The organism is Sulfitobacter sp. G5_S2_6_S6 (assembly GCF_054968505.1).
The window spans coordinates 1-1957 of sequence record NZ_JBQKUI010000022.1; the positions used below are offsets into that span (position 1 = coordinate 1).

The window sequence follows — 1957 nt, forward strand, 5'->3', positions numbered from 1 at the left end:
GGAGGAAAAACCGAGGGGGGCAGTACACCGCACCATCGATCCCTGAAAAACAGCAATGCGTATGCTCATAGGCAAAGCATAAGTAACGTGATCGACATAAAGGCCCGGGGTCATGGGGTTTCGACAAGGCCGCCATAGACCGTGACGACTTCCTTTTGCCAAGCCCTCTTGAACCAAGTCATATGCGGCTTAACCTGGTTTCGAATCTCTTGGCTGCCCATCACTTCCGCAGCCTTGTAGGCGTACTTCAAGAAGTTGCGTCGTTTTCCGAGATGAGTATAGCGACTGAGCGCCTCACGCTTGAACACTTTGAGAGACGGGATTTCGTTGCCTTTGGCAGCAACGAGCTTAGCATGGATTCCGCGACGCATCTTATGCCTGTAAGCGTCGAGGGATGATGGTCGGATCAGCACATTTTTTCCATCAAACGTGAAGCCGAGATACTGTATCGCATTTTCAGAGACGAGTTGGCCGCCCTGGAACTGTGCGTGGTCGGTTTTATCGACGGACATAGCAAGTCCAAAGTCGGCAAGCATCTTCTCAACTACAGCAGTAACGTGATCGACCTTACTTCCCAAGGGAAGCACGACGGCGATGTCGTCTGAATAGCGGCGATAAGACCCACCGAGACGTCCAACCCAAGCCAGCATTTCGGAGTCAAATGTCCGCAGGTAGATGTTAGCGTAAAGTCCAGAGACCGGAGTGCCTTGCGGGATACCAAAGCTGTGGTGATGCTTTCGAACCAGCCCCCCTTTGCGTCCCCTTACATGCTGGACAAAGTCTCTTGGGCTGCAGACACGGCCATAGCTATGTCGCTTCTTTCCAATGACGGCGTCCAAATCCTCGGTCTCGACCCAGGAGTAGCGTGTCATATTTCTCCACACGGTTCCGTGGTGCCCGTCCAGCCGTGTTTCCCCTATCAAGCTCGCGAGCTCATCTCGCAACATAGTATGGTCCAGGCAATCGAAGAAGCCCGAAATATCCATTGCAACCACGACGCAGTCCTGACGATAACCAATCTCATCGAACAACGACTTGGCGTGGTGGATGTTGGTGCCGCCTCCCTTCCGATAAGCGAGGACCGCACTAGAGGTACCGTCTTCCGCCAACGCTTTCTCGTACAACGGGTTCAGGTGTTCCGCATAGGCCTGCAAGTAAGCAGAATCGGCGTGTCCCGCGAACCTAATCGGCCGTGGCTTATCCTTCACCTTTCGAATGAAGCTCCCACTTGCACCACGACGCCATTTTCCGTCTGCATCCTTTTGGCGAATGTAACGGCGAGCTACGTCAGTGAACCCAAGCATCGGCAAGAAGCGGTGCGGCTCAGTCTCCTGCGTGAAATCAACTACCAATTGCCGCTCGCTTTCGGGCAGGGGTAGATCGAAGTGCTTATAGCGCCGCTCCTTCGATATGGCGGGCAACACAAAATCATCGATGGAAGGATCAAACTCGTTCTCGGTTGGCAGGTAAAACCCGGGCATAGCGACTCCGTTCGTCAAATGCCCGGGCTATTTAACCTTGCTCCCATCAACAGATGCATAAATGCACCCTCCGGTTCGAGATAACCTTGCGTGGTATAGTATAACCACAATGTGCCTGGAAGGATGCGACATGACCGAAATCAAGCCGACCCGGAACCCGCTGGCGCAGATAGCGCTTGCGGTCCTTAACACTGGTCATCCGGGCCCAAAGTCCCGGGGCACTCCTGAGATAGGAACTCACGACAAATTTACAAGCCGACCCTGGAACTTTTTTGGCTCCGCAGCCCTTGTCCTTTCGGGCATTCGGCCCAATCCGGCAATGCTAGCGCTTATACGGGACAACGGCCTGTAAGTGCGCCAAGGCATTACTGTAGTAGATTACGCATCAACAAAGATTGCGGCGAGTGCGGCTCTAGGTCGGTATCACTCATTAATTTTCGCAAAGTAACTGCGGACGAAAGGAACACGCGGTTGCG

At 53.6% G+C, this 1957-nt stretch carries 1 protein-coding gene; it reads right to left on the reverse strand.

Annotation, left to right across the window (positions count from 1 at the left end; translation table 11 throughout):
- Nucleotides 1–110: 110 nt before the first annotated feature.
- Nucleotides 111–1481 carry an antiviral reverse transcriptase Drt2 gene (gene drt2 / locus ACTRWK_RS17475; RefSeq protein ID WP_462844108.1) on the reverse strand — a complete coding sequence of 457 codons (1371 nt, stop codon included), beginning with the start codon at nucleotides 1479–1481 and terminating at the stop codon, nucleotides 111–113.
- Nucleotides 1482–1957 lie beyond the last annotated feature (476 nt).

Bases quoted from the DNA above. Each gene is read 5' to 3' on its own strand.
- drt2 (WP_462844108.1), bottom strand. From the start codon at position 1,481: ATGCCCGGGTTTTACCTGCCAACCGAGAACGAGTTTGATCCTTCCATC.